A 2,180-nucleotide genomic window follows, 5' to 3' on the forward strand; every position below is an offset into this window, starting at 1 on the left:
CTATCTCAGAAGTTGAAGGAACAGAAACTGGGGTAACTTATGATAAGACTGTTCGAGAAGTAGAAGTCAAGGTTGAAAAAATCAGTGCTACTGAATTAAAAGCAACGGTTTCGAAAGAAGCGAAAGACCTTGTCTTCACGAATAAATATACCCCTGCTAAAACACAAATTCCAGTGAAGAAAGTCTGGGATGATGCCGACAATCAAGATGGCAAACGTCCTGCTTCTATCACAGTTAAGCTCTTAGCAGACGGTCAAGATACAGGCAAAACTCTTGAATTGTCAGAAGCTAATGGCTGGGCAGGTAACTTCACGGATTTAGATGCAGATAAAGGTGGAGCTCCGATTGATTATAAAGTAGTTGAAGTGAGTTCAGTAGCTGGTTATACAACTGAAATCAGCGGAGATGCTAAAACAGGCTTTACTATTACCAATAAATACACACCAGAAACAATTGATATTAAAGCAACGAAGAACTGGGATGACGCTAATAACCAAGATGGTAAACGTCCGAAATATATTACGGTTAATCTCTTGGCAGATGGTGAAAAAGTAGCTTCCAAAGAAGTGAAAGCGGCAGCTGACGGAACGTGGTCTACAGTATTTACTAAACTTCCTAAATTCAAAGCAGGCAAGGTTATTAAATATAGCCTGACCGAAGAAGTAGTTTCTGAATATACTAGCGAAATCAATGATTTCAATATTACCAACAAATACACACCAAAAATGATTGATTATCAAGTGACGAAAACTTGGAATGATAACAACAACCAAGACGGCAAACGTCCAGATCATATCACGGTTCATTTGATGAAGACAGTTGGCGGTGTGACCACTGAAGTTGAGAAATATGATATCAAAGTCGCTGAAGCAGACCCAGCGAATGGCAATGTTTGGAAACATACCTTTACTAATCTTCCAAAATACGAAGCAGGTCAAGAAATTGTCTATTCTGTCAAGGAAGATGCTGTAGCAGGATATGAAACATCTATCAAGGGTCAAGAAATCACAAACACCCATGAACCAGAAACAATCGTTATTTCTGGTAAGAAAGTCTGGGAAGATGCTAACAACCAAGATGGCAAACGAACAGCTACAGTGAAGGTCCAAATTCTGAAAGGCAAAGAAATCGTTGATGAAATTGAAACTTCAGAAGAAAAAGGTTGGACCTTTGAGTCAAAACCATTACCGAAGTATGAGAATGGTCAAGAAATCAAATATGAAGTGAAAGAAATCACTAAGATTGAGGGTTACACCACTATCAATCCAAAAGAACCTTCTGCAGATGGTAAGTACACTATTACCAACAAGTACACACCAAAAACAATCAAAGTGATTGGTCAAAAGACTTGGAATGACGCCAATAACCAAGATAATATTCGTCCTACTGAAATCAAAGTACGTTTATTGGCAGATGGCAAAGATACTGGCAAAATGGCGACAGCGAGTGCAGCAACTGGATGGAAATACAGCTTTGAAGGTTTGGATCGTTACAAGGATGGCAAAGAAATTGTTTACTCTGTTAAGGAAGTAAAAGTGCCAGAAGGCTATACATTTGAACCAAATGGCATGAATCTGACTAATAACCACATTCCAGCTACTACTTCAGTCAGCGGTCAAAAGACTTGGGACGATGATAATGACAAAGACGGTCTTCGTCCAAAAGAGATTCAAGTGAAATTGCTTGCAAATGGCAAAGATACAGGCAAAGTAGCAACAGTAAGTGAAGCAACTGGTTGGAAGTATAGCTTTGAAAAACTTGCTAAATATGAAGCAGGTAAGGCAATCACTTATACGGTAGAAGAAGTTTCGGTACCAGAAGGTTACACACCGAAGGTAGATGGTATGAATATCACGAATCGTCATACACCAGAGAAGCCACAAATTCCACAAACCCCACCAAGTACACCAGAGAAGTCGAAGAAGAAAATTCTCCCTTCAACAGGTAGTCAAAATTCATTCTTTGCATTACTTGCAGGTCTGTTCACCTTAAGTGGAGCTGCTTACTTGTTAAAGAAGAAGGCGTAATTCTATCATCAGATAGATCGAGTAAAGAGTCTGAGACAAAATAGTTCTCAGTCACAAAAAAGCTAGAGATTCCCAATTATGGAACTCTAGCTTTTTAAGTTTGAGTCGTTCTCTTATTGTATTTAAGGAGATTATTGGCCATGAGCACTAAAC

General features: G+C 38.9%; 1 protein-coding gene. It reads left to right on the forward strand.

Annotation, left to right across the window (positions count from 1 at the left end):
- Positions 1–2,027: Cna B-type domain-containing protein (locus tag IYQ91_RS09885; RefSeq protein WP_195673722.1), on the forward strand; the 2,027-nt coding region annotated here is incomplete at its 5' end.
- Between the last annotated feature and the right edge of the window lie 153 nt (positions 2,028–2,180).

The sequence above is a fragment of the Streptococcus sp. HF-2466 genome (assembly GCF_015594645.1).
GTDB lineage: Bacteria > Bacillota > Bacilli > Lactobacillales > Streptococcaceae > Streptococcus > Streptococcus anginosus.